Raw genomic sequence first — 19,892 nt, forward strand, 5'->3', positions numbered from 1 at the left:
ATCATCACCCAGCCGGAGGTCCTCATGATTCCTTCCCTGCCCTTGACCAATGGTCACCTCTCTGCCGCCCAAACCGCCCAATACTGGGAGGACGGTTTCCTGTTCCCGCTCCCGGTCATGGCCCCGGACGAGGCCCAAACCTTGCGCGCCGAACTGGAAGACCTGGAACGCGACTGGCTGGATGCAGGTCTGCCTTTGCCGCTCAACACTTACAAACGGGTCAACGCTCAATGTGTCATGCCCTTGGCCCATCGCATCGGCGCAGACCCGCGCATCCTTGATATTGTCGAGGGACTGATCGGGCCAGATATCCTGATCTACGGGGTCGAATTCTTTATCAAGGAACCGCGCACACGCCACATGGTCGGTATGCACCAGGACCTCACCTATTGGGGGCTGGGCGCGATCGACGGGCTGGTCACGGCATGGCTGGCGCTCTCCCCTGCGACACCGCAATCGGGCTGCATGGATTTCGTGCGTGCCAGCCACAAGAACGCCATCCTGCCCCATGAAGACACTTTTTCCGAAGAGAATCTGCTCTCGCGTGGACAGGAAGTGCGCGTCGACGTGGCCGAGGCCGACAAGGTGCCCATCGAGATTCACCCCGGCCAGATGTCGCTGCATCACGGGCTGACAATCCACGGCTCTGGCCCCAACACGAGCGATGACCGCCGCATCGCCGCCGTGATCCGCTACGTCACGCCAGAAGTCGCCCAACAGGTCGCGGACAAGGATTATGCCATGCTCGCCCGCGGCGCCGACCGTATCGGAAATTTCATCAACTACGCCCCACCCCGCGCGCAATTCACACCGGAAAGCCTTGCCCTTTACGAGGAAATCCGTTCGGCTCAGGCACAGGCGACGATGAAGGGCGCGGACAACAGAAAAGGACTCTACGCATGATGGACAAGGTCAACTTCACCCGGATGAAGGACGGCACCAAGGAAGAGTACGAATTCCTGACCGCCCACGAGATCGACCACACGCGCCACACCGCCGACCGGCTCCTCAAGGCCCTTGTCGAGCTCGACGAAAGCCTGTCGGGCTACCAGATCACCCGTCTTGGCCATTCCGTGCAATCCGCCACCCGCGCGTGGCGCGACGGAGCCGATATCGACTGGATTGTCTCCGCGCTTTTACATGACATTGGCGACATCTACGCGCCCTATAATCACGACGAATACGCCGCCACGATCCTCAAACCTTTCGTGCGCGAGCAATGCGCCTGGGTGGTTCAGACTCATGGCGACTTCCAGATGCTCTATTATGGTCACCACCTTGACGGTTTCGATCAGAACAAACGCGACCGGCACAAGGGCCACCCCTATTTCGACGACAACGCCGAATTCTGCGAACGCTGGGATCAGGCGTCCTTTGATCCCGACTATGAAGACCTGCCGCTCGAATTCTTCGCCCCGATGGTACGCGAGGTTTTTGCCCGCAAACCCTACGACCCCGAAGTGATCCGCCCCGGCACCCGCGAACCGCTGGTCAATGACGCCGAAGCCGCCCGACGCCGCGGGGCCTAGTCCCGCTTGCCGCCCACAAGGCCAATCCGCCAGAAGAACCAAAGCTGAAACACCGCCGTCACCCCCAGGATCGCGCAGACCGCCCAAAAGGCCCAAGGCGTTTCAGCCCCCGGCATCCCGCCGACATTGATCCCTAATAACCCCGTGATCAACCCCAGCGGCAGGAACAGCGCCGCCACCACGGACAGGATCAACATCTGGCGATTCATCGCCTCGGCACGCTGGTCAAGGATCTGGTCCTGCACCAACTGTGCCCTGTCGCGGATCGCATCCAGTTCCTCGGCCAAACGCGTGACCCGCTCTGTCGCCTCCCGCAACCGAGAGCGATCCTGGGACCGCACCCATGGCAGCGTTTCGATCTCCAGCGTGCTCAGCGCATCGCGCTGCGGGAACATGTAGCGGCGCAACACAATCGCAGCCCGCCGGATTTCGGCCAGCTGCGCGCGCGACGGCGGCACACTGCCGTCCAGCGCGCGATCCTCCAGCCCGTCGATACTCTCGTTGAGCCCCGCCACCACCGGCTCGGCCCGATCCGCCAACCGCAGCGCAAGCTGCGCCACTAGGTCCGCTGGCCCCTCCGGCCCCTGATTGCGTTCAACCGCCTCCACGACATCCGTCAACGCCCGCAACTGGCGCAACTGCACGCTCACCACCAGATCCGCCGTCAACCACAACCGCAACGACACCATATCCTCGGGCTCTGCGCCGGGGTTCAGGTTCACGCCGCGCAGGTTCATAAGAACCCCCGCCCCATGCACCGTGCAGCGCGGCCGCGTCTCTGCTGCCAACAACGCCTGCATCACCAAAGGATCCAGACCAAGCGCCTCAAGCGCATCGCGCGCGCCCTCTACCGCTAGGTCGGCATGTTTCCAGACAAACCCTTCGCCGGCCCCGTCGCCTCGCACATGCCCCAACCGGTCCAACTGAAACACCTTGATCGCGGTCATGTCTTCGGCCCTCCGGCTTGCTTTCCTCCAAACTCCCTGCCTGCCTCGGCCAGGTCAAGAAATTTGGCACACGACCTTTCCCTTGGGCGCGCCATTCGATAATGGATCATCCAACCTGAACACCAAGCTGGATCAAGAAAAATGGCAATGGAAAAGACCTTCAACGCGGCCGAAGCCGAAGGCCGTCTCTACGAAGCCTGGGAAAAGGCGGGCTGCTTCACCGCTGGTGCCAATGCCAAGCCCGGCGCCTCGACCTATTGCATCATGATCCCGCCCCCGAACGTGACCGGCGTTCTACACATGGGCCATGCCTTCAACAACACGCTTCAGGACATCCTGATGCGCTGGAAACGGATGCAGGGCTTTGACACGCTCTGGCAGCCCGGCACCGACCATGCCGGCATCGCCACCCAGATGGTTGTGGAACGCAAGCTCGCCGAAGACCAACAGCCCTCGCGCCGCGAACTGGGCCGCGAGAAGTTCCTCGAAAAAGTCTGGGAATGGAAGGCGCAGTCCGGCGGCACCATCGTCAACCAATTGAAGCGTCTTGGCGCTTCCTGCGACTGGTCGCGCGAAGCCTTCACCATGTCCGGCGCCCCCGGCGCGCCCGAAGACGTGGCCGGCGGCAACTTCCACGATGCCGTGCTCAAGGTCTTTGTCGACATGTACAACAAGGGCCTGATCTATCGCGGCAAACGCCTCGTGAACTGGGACCCGCATTTCGAGACCGCGATCTCGGACCTCGAGGTCGAGAACATCGAAGTCCACGGCCATATGTGGCACTTCAAGTACCCGCTCGCCGGTGGCGCGACCTATACCTACGTTGAAAAAGACGAAGACGGGAACGTGATCCTGACCGAGGAGCGCGACTATATCTCCATCGCCACGACCCGCCCCGAAACCATGCTGGGCGATGGCGCCGTTGCGGTGCACCCCTCGGATGAACGCTATGCGCCCATCGTCGGCAAGCTCTGCGAAATCCCGGTCGGCCCCAAGGAACATCGCCGCCTGATCCCGATCATCACCGACGAATACCCCGACCCCGATTTCGGCTCGGGCGCGGTCAAGATCACCGGCGCGCATGACTTCAACGACTACCAGGTCGCCAAGCGCGGCGGCATCCCAATGTACCGCCTGATGGACACCAAGGGCCACATGCGCGCCGACGGCAAACCCTATGCCGAAGACGCCGCCACAGCCATGGCCGTTGCCAAGGGCGAAGCCAGCCTCACCGAGAACGAGGCCGACGCCATCAACCTCGTACCCGATGATCTGCGCGGGCTGGACCGGTTCGACGCACGCACCGCCGTGATCAACCAGATCACCGAAGAAGGTCTCGCGGTAATGATCCCCAACCCCGCCGCCGGGGCCGAGGGTGAGCCGGAAGAGATTCCGCTGGTCGAGAACAAGCCGATCATGCAGCCCTTTGGCGACCGCTCCAAGGTGGTGATCGAACCCATGCTGACTGATCAGTGGTTCGTCGACGCCGAAAAGGTTGTCGGCCCCGCGCTCGACGCCGTGCGTTCGGGCAAGGTCAGGATTCTCCCCGAGTCGGGCGAGAAAACCTATTACCACTGGCTCGAAAACATTGAACCCTGGTGTATCTCGCGCCAGCTCTGGTGGGGACACCAGATCCCGGTCTGGTATGGCTTTGACCTTTCGGCCAACGGCTTTGTCGATGACGAAGGCGACGGCACGCTGGATCTCGTGGAAATGGGCCGCCTGCTCTCTGAACAGAAACTGCTGCTCGGGGATGAGCGCCACCATTGCGCCCATAATTTCGAAGCGGTGAAAGCCCAGTTTGCCGATGTCGAAGCCGCCCTGCCGACCCCGCTCAACCATGCAACCGTGATCGAGGTCGAAGACCGCGCCGCCGCCGTGCACGCCTTTGCCGCCGCGCTGGCAGAATACGAGGTCACGCAGGACCCGACCAAGCTGGTCTACCCGGTCTGGCGCGACCCCGACGTGCTCGACACATGGTTCTCCTCCGGCCTCTGGCCCATCGGCACGCTGGGCTGGCCCGACAAGACGCCGGAGCTGGAGAAATACTTCCCGACCTCGACCCTCGTCACCGGACAGGACATCCTGTTCTTCTGGGTCGCCCGCATGATGATGATGCAACTCGCGGTGGTCGACGACATCCCGTTCGACACGGTCTACTTGCATGGCCTCGTCCGTGACGCCAAGGGCAAGAAGATGTCCAAGTCCACCGGCAACGTCATGGACCCGCTGGAAATCATCGACGAATACGGTGCGGACGCGCTGCGCTTCTCCTCGGCGGCCATGGCCGCGCTCGGGGGGGTGCTCAAACTCGACATGCAGCGCATCGCGGGCTACCGCAACTTCGGCACCAAGCTCTGGAATGCCGCGCGCTTTGCCGAGATGAACGGCGTGTTCGATACCGACGTGATACCGACGCAATACCGACGTGATACCGACGTGGCCCAAACGGCCAATAAATGGATCATCGGCGAAACCGCCAAGGTTCGCGAAACCGTCGATGACGCGCTCGAAAACTACCGCTTCAACGACGCGGCAAACGCGCTTTACGCCTTTGTCTGGGGCAAGGTCTGCGACTGGTATCTGGAATTCTCCAAACCGCTCTTCGCCTCCGAAGACGCCGCTGTCGTGGCCGAAACCAAGTCGACCATGCGCTGGGTCATCGACCAGTGCCTGATCCTGTTGCACCCGATCATGCCCTTCATCACCGAAGAGCTCTGGGGCAACCTTGGAGACCGCGAGCAGATGCTGGTGCACGCCGACTGGCCGACCTACCAAGCTGCTGATTTTGTTGATGAAGCCGCAGATCGCGAAATGAACTGGGTGATCTCGGTGATCGACAACGTGCGCTCGGCCCGCGCCCAGATGCACGTGCCCGCAGGCCTCAAGATCCCGATGCTGGTGAGCGAGCTTGACGCCGCTGGCAAAGAGGCGTGGGCCCGCAACGAGGCGCTGATCATGAAGCTCGCGCGCATCGACAGCCTGACCGAAGCGGCCGAGTTCCCCAAAGGCTCGATCACGGTCGCGGTCGAGGGCGGCAGCTTTGGTCTCCCGCTGGCCGACATCATCGACATCGACGCCGAAAAAGCACGCCTTGAAAAGACCTTGGGCAAACTCGCCAAGGAACTCGGCGGCCTGCGCGGACGCCTCAACAACCCCAAGTTCGTTGCCTCCGCTCCGGACGAGGTGGTTGAAGAAGCCCGCGAAAACCTCGCCGCCCGTGAAGAGGAAGAGGCAAAGCTCAAGGCCGCGCTGGACAAGCTGGCCGAACTCGACTGAGCCTGTGAAAAGCCGAGCATCATGCCTATAATGACGGCATGATGCGCTCTTTTCGAAACCTGATCGAACGCCAGATCAAGAAAGCCGAAGCCGAAGGCCAGCTCGCCGATCTCGAAGGCGCGGGCAAACCATTGCCCCCGCGCCACGCGCTCGAAGACCCGGCCATTGCGGCCGGTCATCGCATCATGGCCCAGGCCGGTGTGGTCCCGCGAGAGTTTGAGCTCAAGGAACAGTTAGAGCAGGCCCGCAAGGATTGGCGGAGCGCCACCGATCCGGCGGACAGGAAGCGCCTCATGGCCCGCATCGCTGAACTGGAACTCGCCTATAACGTCGAACGCGAAGCCTACCGCAAGTTCCTGAAATAGCTCCGCCTCTTCATATTTCCGCAAATACTCCGGGGGTAAGTTTGAAAATGCCTACATTTTCAAACCAGGGGGTTGGCCCCCTTGCTTCACCCGAAATTCGGCTTGCGCTTTTGCAGGTTCGCGGCAATCACCTCCATCTGGTGCGGTTTGCCCATTAGGGTGGACTGCACCCGGCTCTCCTCAAGCAGCACGGCATCCGGATCGCCCTTGTTTTCTTCGGCAAACCCGATCAGAGCCTTGGCCGCGCGAATGGCCGACGGGCTCTTGCCTGCAATCTCCTCGGCCAGCGCCATCGCGGCCGCCACCGGATCTTCGGCAATCTCGCTGACCAACCCCCAGTCCAGCGCCTGCGCGGCATCAAACGGTGCCGCCGTATAGGTCAGCCGCCGGATCACGTCCGACCGGGTGAGATGCGGCAACAGCGCCATCCCGCCCATATCCGGCACGATTCCCCATTTCATCTCCATCACCGCCATCTTGGTATCGGGCGCCGCAAAGCGCACATCCGCGCCCAGCGCGATCTGGCATCCGCCACCATAGGCCACACCCTGAAGCGCACAGAGCACCGGCACTGGCAACTTGCGCCACACCATAACCACCTGCTGGAACAGGTTGGCGTTTCCATGGCTGCGCGGCATCAACAATTCGACAGGGTCGCTTCCGGCGTGGATGCCAAACGACATCACGTCCAGCCCCGCGCAAAACGCCTTGCCCTCTCCCGACAGCACGACAACCCGCACGTCCTCGTTGTCCATCAGGCTTTCCCCGGCATCGACGATGGCCTGCATCATCTCCGGGTCCAGCGCATTCATCTTGTCCCCCCGCGTCAGCGTCACGCGGGCAATGTGGTTTTCAATCTCAACCGATACGCGGGCCATGAATGCCTCCCTCTCAAAGCGTCGTTGCCCCAATCTCACAAGGACTGCCGCCAAAATCCACTCTAACGTCGGGGCATTTCTCGCTTGCCGCCTGACGGCCATTGCGCCAAATTCACGCGCATGACCGGACCCCGTTTTACCAAGCTCGCCCAGAGCCTGCCCGCCACCGTCCCCTTTGTCGGACCCGAAGCCCAGGAACGAAACATGGGCCGTGCCTTCGACGCTCGTCTGGGCGCCAACGAAAACATCTTCGGCCCCTCGCCCAAGGCCATCGCCGCCATGCAGAGCGCGGCCTCTGATATCTGGATGTATGGCGACCCCGAAAGCCATGATCTGCGCCATGCGCTTGCCGATTTTCATGCGGTTGCCCCCGAGAACATCGTCGTAGGCGAAGGCATCGACGGCCTCCTCGGCTATCTCGTGCGCCTGCTGATCGAAACCGGCGACTCGGTGGTCACCTCGCTCGGCGCATACCCTACCTTCAACTACCACGTCGCAGGTTTCGGCGGCGCGCTGCACACGGTCCCTTATCACGGCGATTCTGAAGACCTGCCCGCGCTGCTGTCCAAGGCTGCCGAGGTCGACGCCAAGCTGGTCTACTTCGCCAATCCCGATAACCCGATGGGCAGTTGGTGCAAGGGCGCCGACATCGTGGCCCAGCTCGACGCTATCCCCGAAGGCTGCGTTCTGGTGCTCGACGAGGCCTATGTCGAACTGGCCCCCGAGGGCACCGCCGCGCCGGTGTCGATCGACGATCCCCGCGTGATCCGCATGCGCACCTTCTCCAAGGGCTACGGCATGGCGGGCGCCCGTGTGGGCTATGCACTTGGGCAGGCCGATTTCATCCGCGCCTTCGAAAAGATCCGCAACCATTTCGGTATGAACCGCGCCGCACAGGCCGGGGCGCTGGCCGCCTTGCAAGATGCCAACTGGCTCCAAGAAACCCGCGCGAAGGTCGCGGCCGCGCGCGACACGATCACCGATATCGCCGCCAAATACGGGCTCACCGCTCTGCATTCGGCCACCAATTTCGTTGCAATCGACTGCGGCCGTGACGGCGCTTATGCCAAGGCCATTCTCGACGGTCTCGTGGCGCGTGGCGTATTCGTGCGGATGCCTTTCGTCGCCCCCCAGAACCGCTGCATCCGCATCAGTTGCGGGCCGGAACACGAACTCGCCCTGTTCGACGCCGCGCTCGAAGAGGTACTGGCGGAACTCGGCTGATTTCACGCCTGCTCACGAAAAATTTGCCGCCCCGCACACGAAACGGCGCTATCCTTCTGCCCAAGGAGGAAAGCCCATGTCCCGCCCGATCCAGCGTGTCGAGGATTACACCACCACCTGCCTGGTGATGGGGTTCGTCAACCTGCTCTGGATATTCGGCGTGCTCTGGGTGCTCTGGGGCCTACCCGCCGTGATGGTGTTCGCCGCGATCCTGAACGCCGGCATCAACCGTATTTCCGGGCGCCCCTAGGCGCCCGCAATCACCGCCGAGGCCGCCTCGATCCCACCCGGCCCGTGGGGAATACTCAACGCCACAAGCCCGCTCTGAACCGTCGCCAGAAGCCCAAGGATCATCTGCGCATTCACATGCCCCATGTGACCGAACCGGAAATACCCGTCACCTGCGGGATCCGCGTCGGTCGACATACCCAGCCCGATGCCAAGCGTCAGCCCCGCCTGATCCTGTGTCCAGCGCCGTAGCACCGTGCCATGCGGTGCACCAAGATGCAGGGACGTCACCGCGTGACTGCGATGCGCCGGATCGGCCATGTTGAGCCGCATCGGACCATCCTGCCCCCACGCCTCCACAGCCGCCCAAATCGCCCGCGCCAGGATCTCATGACGCGCCCAGATATGCTCCAGCCCCTCCGCCTTGATCATATCCAGCGCGGCACGCAGCCCATAAATGTGATGCGTCGGCGCCGTGCCGCAGAACAACTGGTAATAGAACTCGGGATTCGCGCGCGGTGTCCAGTCCCAGTACCGGCTTACGCGCGGCATTGACTCGCGCACCGCCGCCGCCTTGTCATTGAAGAACACGAACCCCAGTCCCGGCGGCACCATCAGCCCCTTCTGGCTGGCCGCAACCATCACATCCACGCCCCAGGCATCCATTTCGAACCGGTCACAGCCCAGCGACGCAATGCAATCCACCATCAACAGTGCCGGATGCCCCACGGCGTCCATGGCTTTGCGCAACGCGGCAATGTCAGAGCGTGCCGAGGTCGACGTGTCCACATGCACCGCCAGCACGGCCTTGATCTCGTGGCCAGTGTCGGCGGCCAACGCATCTGCCACCCGTTCGGAATCAATCGGGCTTTGACGCCCGAAATCAATGATCTGCGTTTGGGCACCTAGCCCCTCTGCGATCTCGCTCCAGCCGTACCCGAACCGCCCCGAGGCCGGCACCAGCACCTTCTCTCCGCGAGAGATCACGTTGGCCAGCGCCGCCTCCCATGCCGCATGCCCGTTGCCGATATAGATCGCCACGTGATGCCTGGTCCCTGCCACCATCTTCAGATCCGGAATCAGACCGTAGGTCAGGTCGATCAGTTCCCCTTCATAGATGTTGGGCGCAGCACGGTGCATTGCGCGCAACACCGCCTCGGGCATCACGGAGGGGCCGGGAATGGCGAGATAGGAACGTCCCTGCGTCAGATCCATGAACCCGACTCCTTGCGCTGTTAAGAGTGATAGGACAGACACTATCCCCACATAAACCGGCGTCAATAACCCGCCACACGGGCGAAAGAGGTTTTCCGCGGAAACCGTCCTAAAAACCGGCACCCACCCCTTTGCCTCTGGTTTTGCCCGTGCCCGGGCTGTAAACCAAGGGCCTAAGAATGGGTAACAGGGCCGGACCACGTGGCAGACAAAGACGCAGATTATGGCCAGGACAGCCGCGCGCTGATACTCTGGATCTGGCACGGATACCTCAGGAAGTACAAATGGATTCTGGCTCTTGCCGGTGTTCTGATGGCCATCGAAGGCTCGACCCTGGGCGCGATCAGCTACATGGTGAAACCCATGTTCGACACGGCTTTTGCGCCGGGCAATTCAGGGGCACTCTGGTTCGTTGCCCTTGTTTTCGCGGGCATTTTCTTTACCCGTGGCGTCACCAGCATCCTGCACAAGGTCATGATGACATCCGTGTCGCAAAAGGCCGCAGCCGATCTGCGCACCGACCTGCTCGGACATCTGATGCTTCAGGACAACGCCTATCATCAGACGCACCCCCCGGGCTTCCTGATCCAGCGTGTGCAGTCAGACGTTCAGGCGATCAACAATATCTGGTCCACCTTTATCACCCGTGCGGGTCGGGATCTCGTGTCGCTTATTGCGCTGCTCGTGGTGGCTGTGAGCGTCGATCCGATCTGGACCCTGATCGCCTGCGTCGGCACCCCGCTTCTGATCCTGCCCACACTGGCCGCACAGAAATTCGTCCGCCGCCGGTCACGCGAAGCCCGTGACCTCGGGGCGCGCATTGCCACCCTTCTGGACGAGATTTTCCACGGCATCATCCCGACCAAGCTCAACCGGCTTGAAGACTACCAATCCAACAAGTTCCGCCAGTCCACAAAACGGCTGGTGCGCGCTGAAATCCGCGCCTCGGTCGGGACAGCCTCGATTGCCAGCATGGTCGATTTCACCGCCGGTCTCGGCTTTTTCCTCGTCCTGCTCTACGGCGGCAGCGAAATCGTCGCCGGGGAAAAGACCGTGGGCCAGTTCATGAGTTTTTTCACGGCCATGGGCATGATGTTCGAACCCCTGCGCCGCCTTGGTGGCATTGCCGGTCGCTGGCAGGTCATCGCCTCCTCGATCGAGCGCGTCAAGGAACTGGTCGACACCCAGCCCACGTTGACCGACCCAAGCAACCCTCTTGCCCCGCCCAAAGACGTACCCGGCATCGAACTGCGCGAGGTCACCCTTGCCTATGGGGATACGACCGTTCTGCAGGGGGCCAGCTTCACCGCCGAACCCGGCAAGACAACCGCCATCGTCGGCGCCTCGGGGGCCGGCAAATCCACCGTCTTCAACGTGTTGACCCGGCTCGTTGACCCGCAATCCGGCGAGGCGATCGTTGGTGGCGTCGCCAACCGCCAGATGACACTGACCGACCTGCGCAACCTATTTTCCGTCGTGTCCCAAGACGCCATGCTGTTTGACGAAACCCTGCGGGAAAACATTCTTCTGGGTCAGGATAATATCGACGACGACCGGCTTCAGGCCGTGCTCAAGGCCGCCCATGTTGCCGAGTTCCTGCCCAAGCTCGCGGATGGTCTGGATACCGAGGTCGGCCCGCGCGGTTCCAACCTGTCCGGTGGTCAGCGCCAGCGCGTCGTGATCGCACGCGCCCTGCTGCGCAACACCCCGATCCTCTTGTTGGACGAAGCCACCTCCGCCCTGGACGCCCAGTCCGAAACCCTCGTGCAACAGGCGCTGGACGAACTGTCACAAGGCCGCACGACCCTTGTCATTGCCCACCGTCTGTCCACCGTGCGGGAAGCCGACAAGATCGTGGTCATGGACCGGGGGCAGGTTGTCGATCAAGGCACCCATGACGAGCTTCTGAAACGCGGCGGGCTCTATGCCGAGCTTTACAACCTGCAATTCAACACAACAGGAGAAAGCGCCGAAGAAAAGGCGCTCAAACCGGTCGCGGATGACGCGCCGCAGGGGGACGAGTCCTCCAGATCCATGTTCGGCCGCCTCCTGTCTCGGCTGCCTTGGGTCAGCGGCCCCTAACGCCGATAGCTTTCAACCAAGGTTTTTGGCGATACCCCCGCAAAATACCGCGCCAACGTCCAGAGATTGCGTACCCCCCGCCGTATCCAACCCGCCTCCCGGTATTTCTCCGCGCTGGTGACGGCAATGGCATCCAGACCCCGCATTTGCCCCCGCAGCGCCCGCGCCATGGCCACGTCTTCCATCAGCGGCATATCGGCGAAACCACCTGACTGCTCATAAAGAGCGCGCGGGACCAGCAACCCCTGATCCCCGTAAGGCAGTCCAAACAGGCGCGACCGCAGGTTTGCCCAGCCTGCCACAATCCGCGCCGCCACGCCGCCGGTATCAAAACGCAAACGGAAATACCCCGCACCCAGTGAAGACGCCATGTGATCCATCACGGCTTCACTCCACCCCGGTTCAAGGCAGGTATCCGCATGCAGGAACAAAAGCCACTCCCCGCTGGCCGCTGCGCCGCCCGCACGCAACTGCCCACCCCGGGAAGGCGCAGTGCGCAGCACAACAGCGCCGGCCTCCTCGGCCATGGCCACGGCGCCGTCATCCGATCCGCCATCCACCACGATCAACTCTCGGATCACCCCGCTTCGCAGCCCCTCGAACAGCGCCGCCAGACACGCCGCCAACGCCCCTTCGGCGTTCAAGGTCGGGATAATGACCGAAACCGGTGCGCGCATTTCTCTCTCCTGCCCTGTTGCACGGCCCTGTTGCTTCTATATGAACAAGAAGCGCAAGAACAGGACACGCCATGGACCGCCCAAGAACCATTCTCCGCATCACAGGCCCCGATACCGATCACTTCCTGCAGGGGCTGATCACCAATGACATCACCCACCTCACGGGTGGCCTGCTCTACACCGCCATCCTGACCCCACAGGGCAAGTATCTGGCCGATTTCTTCCTGCTCCGCGATGGGGACACTGTTCTCCTGGACGCAGACAGCGCACAGGCGCCCGCCCTTCAGACGCGCCTCTCCATGTACAAACTGCGCGCTGCGGTCGAAATCGCCACCACCAACTTGCACTTGCATCGGGGCACCGGACCGGTCCCCGAAGACGGCCACCCGGACCCCCGCCACCCCGACATGGGTTGGCGTGCCTATCGGGATACGCCCCAGGCCGCGGACACAACCGACTGGGACGCCCTGCGCGTTTCGCTTGCGATCCCTGCTTCCGGCGTGGAGCTGACCGAAGACAGCTATATCCTCGAAAACGGGTTCGAGCGACTGAACGGCGTCGATTTCCGCAAAGGCTGTTATGTCGGACAGGAAGTCACCGCGCGCATGAAACACAAGACTGAGCTACGCAAGGGGCTGACAGTGGTCGAGATTGATGGCACCGCCCCGGTGGGAACAGAAATCACCCGCGACGGCCGCGCCATCGGCACACTCTTTACCCAATCTGGCACCCGCGCTCTGGCCTATCTGCGCTTTGATCGCGCGGGCGGAGACATGCAGGCCGGCGACGCCCGCATCCGCTGGACCGCATGACCCCGGACAGGCTGAGCGACGCGGTCGAAAGGCTGCTTGGCTCCGCCGTCCTTCACGCGCGCCCGCTACACGGCGGCGATCTCTCGCAGGTTGCGCGACTTACCCTGTCCGACGGGCGCAACGTGGTGGCCAAAACCGGCCCGCTCGTCGCCACCGAAGCCCGTATGTTGCAGGCTATGGCACGGCGCGGCGCGCCGGTTCCCGAAGTCCTCGCGGCCGAAAGCACCCTGCTCCTGCTCGCCTATCTCGACGAAACTCCTGCCTCTCCGGCGGGCTGGCACAAACTCGGTACAACCCTGCGCCATCTGCACGCGCAATCCGGCGAAAGCTACGGCTGGCCCGAAGATTATGCTTTCGGTGCCGTAGCCATTCGAAATTCATCGTGTTCGAACTGGCCCAGTTTCTGGGCCGATCACCGCTTGTTGGCCGATCTCCGCACCCTCCCACCGGAAATCGCCCATCGCCTTGAACCCCTGGTCACCCGCCTGCCCGATCTGCTCCCGGCAACACCGCCGCCCGCGTTCCTGCATGGCGACCTCTGGTCCGGCAACGTGCTTTTCGACCGAAACGAGAAGGCATGGCTGGTCGACCCAGCTTGCTATTTTGGCCACAGCGAAGTCGACCTAGCCATGCTGCTCCTTTTCGCCGCCCCTCCGGACAAATTCTGGCAAGGCTACGGCGCCCCCGATCCGGGCTGGCGCACACGCCTCCCGATCTACCAGCTCTGGCCCGCACTTGTGCACCTGAAACTCTTTGGGTCCACCTATCAGGCTCTCGTCACGCGTCTGCTCAACACGCTCAAGGTCTAACGCGACTCCCATTTCTCATTGGTTCCAAATACCCAAAACAAAAAAGGCCCGCGCTTGGCGGGCCCTTTCCAAAAGAAACGCAACGTCACATCAGGCGCGTTCGGAGTATTCCATGGTCTCGGTATTGACCACGATGTCCTCGTCCTGTCCCACGAAGGGCGGCACCATGACCCGCACACCGTTGTCCAGAACCGCCGGTTTGAACGAGTTCGCCGCCGTCTGACCTTTGACCACCGGCTCGGTTTCCACGATCTTGCAAGTTACTTTCTGCGGCAGAGTCGCGTTCAGTGCTTCGTTCTCGTAGAACTCCACAACAATCGTCATACCGTCCTGCAGGAACGGGCGCCGGTCCCCCAACAGGTCCGCCGGAAGCTGGATCTGTTCATAGGTTTCGGTGTCCATGAATATCAGCATTCCGTCGTCTTCATACAGAAATTGTTGATCTTTTTGTTCCAGACGCACCCGCTCCACCTTGTCGGCGCTACGGAAGCGTTCGTTCAGCTTCGAGCCGTTGCGCAAGTTGCGCAGCTCGACCTGGGCAAAGGCACCGCCCTTACCGGGCTTCACGTGGTCCACTTTGACAGCGGCCCAAAGACCGCCATTATGCTCCAGCACGTTGCCGGGGCGAATTTCATTACCGTTGATCTTGGGCATGTTACAAAACCATGTCAGAAAGGTTGATCCGAGTTCACCCGCTCCTATATCTGGCAGGCTGACAGGTGGCAAGGTGGCGTATCTCGTGCTGCAAACGCAGAATGCTATGCAAATTGTGCATAGAAGATATGCAACACTGCCCTATCCGAATCAAATGAATTGCGCCATAAGGGGCGTCACGCCGAAAACACAAGAGCAATAATACAAGGACGACGAGATGACCGATTTCGTTGATGGAGCGGCCTTTAACAACGAGCAAGGCAACCGCGCTCGCAAACTTTTCGCGGCTGTTGTGCTGGCCGCACTCGATGATGCCATCGCCGACGACAAGAAGTACGGCAATGGTCCGGAACAGATTGCCCGTTGGGCCCGGTCGCGAGACGGGCGCGAGGTGTTGTCCTGCGCCGGGATTGACCCCAACGAACGCGTTGTTTCGGGTCTGATGGAATTCGTCGCCAAAGGGGTCCGCACATCGGTGGCCCTGTCGCGCGAAGAAAGCGAACGGCGCAACGCCGCTGCACAGGCCGAAGCCGCCTGATTTCCTCGCCCGTCTCATGAAAAAGCGGCGCGCCTATCGGGCGCGCCGCTTTTCCTTTCTCAACTGGTGGCTTCGTCAGTCCAGATCATGTGCCGCCAGCGCCCGATGAATCTCGCGCCGGACCAGCTTGCGCACATTACGGGTAATCCGCTCTCCCAGGGCACCTTGCAGTTCCTGGCGCACGATATCGGCCACCATCTCGCGCAGCATTTCTTCATCGATCACAGCGGCCTCGTCGACACCGTCAGCCAGATCCGGCAACGCTGCGGCCTCGACCTCTTCGATGAACTCATCCTGAAGCGCCTGTTCTAAAGTCGTTGTTTCCACATCCTCTTCGTGGGGCTCGGCACTCCATCCGGTTGCGACCGTTTCCGTCCCGGCATAGTCACTGTCCCCCGGGGCATCCGGCTCTTCCGGGCCGAACGCGGGCTCACCTTCGCGCCACTGTACGATGCGCGCATCCAAAACCTGCTGGAAATCGAACGGCGTTTCCTCTTCCCCCGGCATTTCGGAGTCCTGCCCGGCTTCGACGTGATCCTCCGCGACATCCACGTCACGATCCTCGCCCGCGTCCTCGAAGGTGTCGTGCCACGCGTCGGCGTCTCCCGCTTCCGGAACATCGGGCGCAGCTTCCGGCGCGTCCCAGGCGTCCGAGTTCGCCATGGCCTCGGCTTCGCTGACATCCGACCCTGCATCAAGCTCGTCGTCGTGCCTGTCGTCACCATCGCCTTCAGACAGCTCCGAAGCATCTTCTTCCCACGCGGCCACCGCATCTTCGGCATCTTCGTCGATATCCGCCGCGATGTCTTCTTCCGCGGCAGCTTCGGCCGCGGCTTCTTCGCCATCGTCCACGTCGTCCCACGCGGCAAATGATTCGTCCTCGGGGGCTACGTCGTCGTCGCCATCGGCTTCCGCTTCCTGCGGCACTTCGGCCACCCGCAATGACGGCGTCAGGACCAACGCCGGCGGTGCGGGTGGATGCTCTGATTCAAGTTGTTTTGCTTCGTTTTCGCCATGCGAAACCGCCACGGGTGCAGCCGCCTGCGCCGGTTTGCGATTCTCCGAAACCAGCCGACGAATAGACGTCAGGACATCTTCGATCTCAGAATTGGTGACGGGATCAGACATTGTGCAGTACCACTCTTTCCTCGTCGCAAGTGTAGCGACTGCCTGCTTTTCGCACAACCTATAGGAAGAATTGTAAACGCACACAGGACGCTGTTCGCAGCAACGTGGCGCCGAATCCCGCGACCCAGCACCAACACGCCCCTCAAACCCTAGTTATGGTCGGCAGCCTTGCCCAAGGACTTCAAGACCTTGTCGAGCTGTTTGCCTCGCTTGGAGTGCACTGCGGGGGCGTCCTTGACAAGGTTGTAATAGGCCTCGGGGTCATATTGTTCGACCCGCAAGTTGAGGTGATCAATGGTCAGCAACCCCATCGACGAAAGCACCGCATAGGCCGCGATATGCTGTGTTGCCATGGCCGTGATCAGGTTGGCTTCGGCATCCAGAAGATCCTGCTCCGCCGTCAGCACGTCCAGCGTTGTACGCGCGCCAAGCTTGGCTTCTTCGCGCACCCCTTCAAATGCGATCCGCGCCGCATCCACCTGGCGTTCGCTCGAGGTGATCGCCGCGCCGGATGCAATCAGGCGCGCCCACGAGCTACCCGCAGCTTCGCGAATACCGTGCCGCGTGACGTGCAGCCCCGCGCGCACTGCATCACGCCGCGCCATGGCCTGACGGGACAGCGCAGACAGGCGCCCGCCCTGATAGATCGGTCCGCCCAGGGTCACGCCAACCGAGGCCCCGTCCGAGAAAAAGTTGTTGCCGAATTCCTGCTCTGTCCCATAGCGCGCACCAAGCGATACGGTCGGCCCCATCTGCGCCTTCGTCCTCAGTACGTTCAGCTCCGCCGCCGAGATCTCATGCTGGGCCCGGATCATCTCCGGGTGGGATCGAATGGCAACCGCCTTGGCATCATCAACGGATTTCGCCGTGTATGGCAGGCGTGTCGGAGCAGTAAGCTTGCCCGGGCGATGTCCGATCGCAGAGGCATAGAATTCCTGGCTCTGCAGCAGGTCGCCCTGTGCCGCCGCCAACTGCGCCCGCGCGCCCTCCAGACGAGCTTCGGCCAACGCGACATCGGTACGCGTCACTTCGCCAACTTCAAAACGGTCCCGCGCTGCCTGCAACTCGCGCTCCAGCACACGCAGGTTGTTCTGACGCAACAACACGATTTCCGTATCGCGCACGACCGACATGAATGCCTGCACCGCGTCAAACAACACGGCCTGCTCGACAGATACCAACGCCTGACGGGTCGCCAAAACGGTTTCCTTGGCCGCATCAACCGCGAGACGGGTTGCCCCATTGTCGAAAAGCAGCAACTGGAACTCGAGCCCAATGGACGCATATTGCCGGTCGTTGCTGACGACCCGGCCAACAGATCCAGCGTTGCGTGCGTTGCTGCTGGTGTGCCTAATCTCGCCAAACCAGTTCAACACGGGCCGCAACAACGCGAGAGTGGCGGCCACGTCTTCGTCCGCAGCCCGCAAAAGAGCGCGGTTCTGTTCCAGCAGACCACTGTGCCGATAAGCCGACACCATTGCATCGGACAATGTCTCCGCCGAGGCGGATGCCACCGCGAGAACCGAAACCGAGAAGGCCAAGGCCCCCGTGCGAACCGCCTTGCGTACCTGTTGGAACATTATTCCCTCACCTGTTGCGGCCCGACCCTTCCGGTCGTGCTCAAAGTTCGAAGGCGTGGTGTTTTTCGAACCCCGGCAAAACCGGCGCGCCCGCATTGAATGCAAACCGCCAATTGATCTCGCCGTCGATCTTGTATCCGATCCGGACCACGCCCAAGGCACCCTCTACGAACAGAGTGACCATACGGCCACCTTCTTTCAACTGCGACGTGAGGGAATCCGGCAGAAATTCCACACCCCCTTGCACAACGATCACATCATAGGGGCCATGTTCCGCCGCGCCGTCGGTCAGGGCGCCCGTGTGGATCACCGCATTGTCGACACCCTGCTCGGCCAAAAGGTTCTGCGCTTCCGCCGCGCGATCCTCATCATCCTCGACCGCAATCACGGCTTCGGCCATACGCGCGATGACCGCCGTGGAGTATCCAAGCCCCGCGCCAATATCGAGCACCAGCTCGTCTTTCTGGATATCCAGGCCGTCCAGCATCTTGGCCAGCGTGCGCGGATCCAGGATCACCCGTTTGCCCCCCAGGGCAATATGTTCCCCGACATAGGCCGCATCCCGGCAGTCGCGCGGCACGAAGGCTTCCCGCGGAATGCTCAACATCGCCTCGATGACGGTGTATTTGGTGACGTCCGAAGGACGTACCTGTGTATCAACCATTGTAGTGCGCAGGGCGGTATAGTCGGTCATTCCAAACTCATGTGCTCAGACTCGGGATGCCCTCTCTTGCCACAACTCCCCCCGCTCGGCAACGTCCCGCCCCCGCTTTTCCGCCCCACCCCCCGCGACACATGGCCTGACCCGCCCACCTGTCCCGCTTCAAAACGGTGTTTTCGGAGTATTGGGGCCCAAAAAAGGACTTGCACCGCCCTGGATTTCAGACCATGTATGCCACCACTTTCGGGCCTGCCCGAAACACCACGGATGGCGAGTTGGCGGAGTGGTGACGCAGCGGATTGCAAATCCGTGTACACCGGTTCGATTCCGGTACTCGCCTCCAACTCACAAGCCACTGAAATGGCTCACATAACTGAACGCGACGTTGTGTTGCGCGGGATGTCCACGGATTTTGAAGGGACACCCATGCGTATCGACCACGCGCTTGACGCTTACACCCACGATCATCTGCACTCGCTCAAAGGTGGAAACGAGCGACTCAATCAACTGAATCGGGTACTTGAATCCCATTCATGTTCCGACATGCACACGATCACCAATGTGGATTTGACCAACGCACTGAGTCGCTGGTCTGGATCGACAAGGAATCGGTATCGGGCCGCACTCACTCATTTCTGGAAATGGGGTCGCGCCCACGGATTCACCGATCTGCACCCGACGCTTCTTCCCGGCAAAGAGTCGCCGCGTGATCAGGTGCTATCCATGCGCCAGTTGCGCGCGCTCTACAACACAGCCGGGTATCGCGAGTCCTTCGAATGGGAGACCTACGGGCGCTTGCTGATCCTGACCGGGCAACGGCACGGGGATGTGATGAACTTTCACATGGAGCGCTTCAAGGATGGTGACATGCACCTGCCCACCAGCAAGAACGGCACACCCCACATCGTCGCTCTGGGACCGCGCGGGCAGTCACTGGCCCAGTTTGCTTGCTTCGGGTTCAACATGGCCACCACGGCCCACTACAAACGTCGCTGGTTTCGTCGGGCCGGGGTGCCGCTGTCGTACCGCCTGCACGACATCCGGCGATCCTTCGCCACGCATTTGGCCGAAGCCGGGGAAGATGAAGCCGACATTGATCGGATGCTGAACCACTGCGCCAGTCAGACGGCCCGAGGCGTGGCGAGAACATACAATCGCGCCCGACGCTTGTCACAGCGCCGGGAAATCGCCCACCAATGGGAGAGGATGCTATTTGACTAGGCGCGGGTCACGTCGCGCTTAGATCGAGGTGTCGGATTTATCCTGCAATATCAATGACTTACGGA

At 61.8% G+C, this 19,892-nt stretch carries 19 protein-coding genes and 1 tRNA gene; 12 read left to right on the forward strand and 8 right to left on the reverse strand.

Annotation, left to right across the window (positions count from 1 at the left end; genetic code table 11):
* Positions 1-24 precede the first annotated feature (24 nt).
* Complete coding sequence (locus BMZ35_RS03180; protein WP_093090801.1) at positions 25-903, forward strand: phytanoyl-CoA dioxygenase family protein; 879 nt, start codon at positions 25-27, stop codon at positions 901-903.
* Positions 903-1,529, forward strand: a complete 627-nt coding sequence (locus tag BMZ35_RS03185) for an HD domain-containing protein (RefSeq protein ID WP_093092520.1) — start codon at positions 903-905, stop codon at positions 1,527-1,529. Before BMZ35_RS03180 ends, BMZ35_RS03185 begins: the two co-directional genes overlap by 1 nt.
* Here the strand turns inward: BMZ35_RS03185 and BMZ35_RS03190 are convergent.
* Entirely contained in the window at positions 1,526-2,476 is a 951-nt protein-coding gene (locus tag BMZ35_RS03190; RefSeq protein WP_093090803.1) for a zinc transporter ZntB, read from the reverse strand. The genes BMZ35_RS03185 and BMZ35_RS03190 overlap by 4 nt on opposite strands.
* 141 nt (positions 2,477-2,617) lie before the next feature.
* Here BMZ35_RS03190 and BMZ35_RS03195 point away from each other — a divergent pair, with 141 nt between their 5' ends.
* Both BMZ35_RS03195 and BMZ35_RS03200 read left to right on the forward strand, forming a co-directional pair.
* A complete protein-coding gene (locus BMZ35_RS03195) occupies positions 2,618-5,755 on the forward strand; it encodes a valine--tRNA ligase (RefSeq protein ID WP_093090805.1) in 3,138 nt (1,045 codons plus the stop codon).
* A gap of 38 nt (positions 5,756-5,793) precedes the next feature.
* Positions 5,794-6,120, forward strand: coding sequence for a DnaJ family domain-containing protein (locus BMZ35_RS03200; RefSeq protein WP_093090807.1), 327 nt, complete (start codon positions 5,794-5,796; stop codon positions 6,118-6,120).
* An 86-nt stretch (positions 6,121-6,206) separates the two neighbouring features.
* Here the strand turns inward: BMZ35_RS03200 and BMZ35_RS03205 are convergent, their stop codons facing one another.
* Positions 6,207-6,998, reverse strand: coding sequence for a crotonase/enoyl-CoA hydratase family protein (locus tag BMZ35_RS03205; protein ID WP_093090809.1), 792 nt, complete (start codon positions 6,996-6,998; stop codon positions 6,207-6,209).
* Between the two features lie 120 nt (positions 6,999-7,118).
* Here BMZ35_RS03205 and BMZ35_RS03210 point away from each other — a divergent pair, with 120 nt between their 5' ends.
* Complete coding sequence (locus BMZ35_RS03210) at positions 7,119-8,222, forward strand: pyridoxal phosphate-dependent aminotransferase (RefSeq protein WP_093090811.1); 1,104 nt, start codon at positions 7,119-7,121, stop codon at positions 8,220-8,222.
* Between the two features lie 76 nt (positions 8,223-8,298).
* Positions 8,299-8,472, forward strand: coding sequence for a hypothetical protein (locus BMZ35_RS20850; RefSeq protein ID WP_165609990.1), 174 nt, complete (start codon positions 8,299-8,301; stop codon positions 8,470-8,472).
* Here BMZ35_RS20850 and BMZ35_RS03215 read toward each other — a convergent pair.
* Positions 8,469-9,665: a pyridoxal-phosphate-dependent aminotransferase family protein gene (locus tag BMZ35_RS03215; RefSeq protein WP_093090813.1), complete on the reverse strand. Its 1,197-nt coding sequence runs from the start codon at positions 9,663-9,665 to the stop codon at positions 8,469-8,471. The two genes, BMZ35_RS20850 and BMZ35_RS03215, sit on opposite strands and share 4 nt — an antisense overlap.
* A gap of 201 nt (positions 9,666-9,866) precedes the next feature.
* Here BMZ35_RS03215 and BMZ35_RS03220 point away from each other — a divergent pair, with 201 nt between their 5' ends.
* On the forward strand, positions 9,867-11,747 hold the full coding sequence (locus BMZ35_RS03220) for an ABC transporter ATP-binding protein (protein WP_242654681.1): 1,881 nt from the start codon (positions 9,867-9,869) through the stop codon (positions 11,745-11,747).
* Here the strand turns inward: BMZ35_RS03220 and BMZ35_RS03225 are convergent.
* Positions 11,744-12,424 carry a TIGR04283 family arsenosugar biosynthesis glycosyltransferase gene (locus BMZ35_RS03225; protein ID WP_093090815.1) on the reverse strand — a complete coding sequence of 227 codons (681 nt, stop codon included), beginning with the start codon at positions 12,422-12,424 and terminating at the stop codon, positions 11,744-11,746. The two genes, BMZ35_RS03220 and BMZ35_RS03225, sit on opposite strands and share 4 nt — an antisense overlap.
* Before the next feature lie 71 nt (positions 12,425-12,495).
* On the opposite strand from BMZ35_RS03225, the gene ygfZ reads away from it, so the two are divergent.
* Entirely contained in the window at positions 12,496-13,236 is a 741-nt protein-coding gene (gene ygfZ, locus BMZ35_RS03230; RefSeq protein ID WP_093090817.1) for a CAF17-like 4Fe-4S cluster assembly/insertion protein YgfZ, read from the forward strand.
* Entirely contained in the window at positions 13,233-14,045 is an 813-nt protein-coding gene (locus BMZ35_RS03235) for a fructosamine kinase family protein (RefSeq protein ID WP_093090819.1), read from the forward strand. The genes ygfZ and BMZ35_RS03235 overlap by 4 nt, the downstream gene beginning before the upstream one ends.
* 90 nt (positions 14,046-14,135) lie before the next feature.
* Here BMZ35_RS03235 and efp read toward each other — a convergent pair whose 3' ends face one another.
* Positions 14,136-14,699, reverse strand: coding sequence for an elongation factor P (gene efp, locus BMZ35_RS03240; protein WP_093090821.1), 564 nt, complete (start codon positions 14,697-14,699; stop codon positions 14,136-14,138).
* A gap of 217 nt (positions 14,700-14,916) precedes the next feature.
* On the opposite strand from efp, the gene BMZ35_RS03245 reads away from it, so the two are divergent.
* Positions 14,917-15,237: a DUF6280 family protein gene (locus tag BMZ35_RS03245; RefSeq protein ID WP_093090823.1), complete on the forward strand. Its 321-nt coding sequence runs from the start codon at positions 14,917-14,919 to the stop codon at positions 15,235-15,237.
* Between the two features lie 75 nt (positions 15,238-15,312).
* Here BMZ35_RS03245 and BMZ35_RS03250 read toward each other — a convergent pair whose 3' ends face one another.
* The 3 genes from BMZ35_RS03250 to BMZ35_RS03260 all read right to left on the reverse strand — a co-directional run bounded on the left by BMZ35_RS03250 (position 15,313) and on the right by BMZ35_RS03260 (position 18,639).
* Complete coding sequence (locus BMZ35_RS03250; protein ID WP_093090825.1) at positions 15,313-16,365, reverse strand: hypothetical protein; 1,053 nt, start codon at positions 16,363-16,365, stop codon at positions 15,313-15,315.
* A gap of 149 nt (positions 16,366-16,514) precedes the next feature.
* A complete protein-coding gene (locus BMZ35_RS03255; protein ID WP_093090827.1) occupies positions 16,515-17,945 on the reverse strand; it encodes a TolC family outer membrane protein in 1,431 nt (476 codons plus the stop codon).
* A gap of 40 nt (positions 17,946-17,985) precedes the next feature.
* On the reverse strand, positions 17,986-18,639 hold the full coding sequence (locus BMZ35_RS03260; RefSeq protein ID WP_093090829.1) for a protein-L-isoaspartate O-methyltransferase family protein: 654 nt from the start codon (positions 18,637-18,639) through the stop codon (positions 17,986-17,988).
* Positions 18,640-18,875: 236 nt separating this feature from the next.
* Between BMZ35_RS03260 and BMZ35_RS03265 the strand changes: the two genes are divergently transcribed.
* A tRNA-Cys gene (locus BMZ35_RS03265) sits at positions 18,876-18,949 on the forward strand.
* Between the two features lie 83 nt (positions 18,950-19,032).
* On the forward strand, positions 19,033-19,827 hold the full coding sequence (locus BMZ35_RS03270; protein WP_165609991.1) for a tyrosine-type recombinase/integrase: 795 nt from the start codon (positions 19,033-19,035) through the stop codon (positions 19,825-19,827).
* Positions 19,828-19,892 lie beyond the last annotated feature (65 nt).

Source organism: Shimia aestuarii (genome assembly GCF_900114635.1).
GTDB classification, from domain to species: Bacteria; Pseudomonadota; Alphaproteobacteria; order Rhodobacterales; family Rhodobacteraceae; genus Shimia; species Shimia aestuarii.

Coding starts and splice junctions, on each gene's coding strand:
- BMZ35_RS03180 (WP_093090801.1), top strand. CDS start 25: ATGATTCCTTCCCTGCCCTTGACCAATGGTCACCTCTCTGCCGCCCAA.
- BMZ35_RS03185 (WP_093092520.1), top strand. CDS start 903: ATGGACAAGGTCAACTTCACCCGGATGAAGGACGGCACCAAGGAAGAG.
- BMZ35_RS03190 (WP_093090803.1), bottom strand. CDS start 2,476: ATGACCGCGATCAAGGTGTTTCAGTTGGACCGGTTGGGGCATGTGCGA.
- BMZ35_RS03195 (WP_093090805.1), top strand. CDS start 2,618: ATGGCAATGGAAAAGACCTTCAACGCGGCCGAAGCCGAAGGCCGTCTC.
- BMZ35_RS03200 (WP_093090807.1), top strand. CDS start 5,794: ATGATGCGCTCTTTTCGAAACCTGATCGAACGCCAGATCAAGAAAGCC.
- BMZ35_RS03205 (WP_093090809.1), bottom strand. CDS start 6,998: ATGGCCCGCGTATCGGTTGAGATTGAAAACCACATTGCCCGCGTGACG.
- BMZ35_RS03210 (WP_093090811.1), top strand. CDS start 7,119: ATGACCGGACCCCGTTTTACCAAGCTCGCCCAGAGCCTGCCCGCCACC.
- BMZ35_RS20850 (WP_165609990.1), top strand. CDS start 8,299: ATGTCCCGCCCGATCCAGCGTGTCGAGGATTACACCACCACCTGCCTG.
- BMZ35_RS03215 (WP_093090813.1), bottom strand. CDS start 9,665: ATGGATCTGACGCAGGGACGTTCCTATCTCGCCATTCCCGGCCCCTCC.
- BMZ35_RS03225 (WP_093090815.1), bottom strand. CDS start 12,424: ATGCGCGCACCGGTTTCGGTCATTATCCCGACCTTGAACGCCGAAGGG.
- ygfZ (WP_093090817.1), top strand. CDS start 12,496: ATGGACCGCCCAAGAACCATTCTCCGCATCACAGGCCCCGATACCGAT.
- BMZ35_RS03235 (WP_093090819.1), top strand. CDS start 13,233: ATGACCCCGGACAGGCTGAGCGACGCGGTCGAAAGGCTGCTTGGCTCC.
- efp (WP_093090821.1), bottom strand. CDS start 14,699: ATGCCCAAGATCAACGGTAATGAAATTCGCCCCGGCAACGTGCTGGAG.
- BMZ35_RS03245 (WP_093090823.1), top strand. CDS start 14,917: ATGACCGATTTCGTTGATGGAGCGGCCTTTAACAACGAGCAAGGCAAC.
- BMZ35_RS03250 (WP_093090825.1), bottom strand. CDS start 16,365: ATGTCTGATCCCGTCACCAATTCTGAGATCGAAGATGTCCTGACGTCT.
- BMZ35_RS03255 (WP_093090827.1), bottom strand. CDS start 17,945: ATGTTCCAACAGGTACGCAAGGCGGTTCGCACGGGGGCCTTGGCCTTC.
- BMZ35_RS03260 (WP_093090829.1), bottom strand. CDS start 18,639: ATGACCGACTATACCGCCCTGCGCACTACAATGGTTGATACACAGGTA.
- BMZ35_RS03270 (WP_165609991.1), top strand. CDS start 19,033: ATGCGTATCGACCACGCGCTTGACGCTTACACCCACGATCATCTGCAC.